The 294-nt window shown below is 53.1% G+C and carries 1 protein-coding gene; it reads left to right on the forward strand.

Annotation, left to right across the window (positions count from 1 at the left end; all coding sequences use genetic code 11):
- Positions 1-225 (forward strand): hypothetical protein (locus AC0L3U_RS39110; RefSeq protein ID WP_473365077.1); only part of this gene is annotated, 225 nt, incomplete at its 5' end.
- Positions 226-294: the final 69 nt, after the last annotated feature.

Consider the following 294-nt stretch of genomic DNA (forward strand, 5'->3'; position numbering starts at 1 on the left):
TCCATTACATCGCTGGTCCCGGACGCGCCAGTTGCTGCATCCCAAGCCCTGATTGCGTTGACATCGTTTGACCGCGTTGTAGTCGAAGTTAGTGATTTAGGTGAGGATTCGTTAATCAGATGGCCCATTGGGAAACTGACAACTTTGGCGGAACCCAAGCACCTTGTTGTCGCAACCCCCGGTTCTGGCAAGACTCACGCGCTTTGGCAAATGGCAGATCGGTGATGATTCCCTTAACCTGATCCCAAGTAGTCAGCCCCCCGAGTGGAAGGAACAAAGGAACGACATCTGAGC

It is taken from the genome of Bradyrhizobium sp. Kon69, assembly GCF_055807515.1.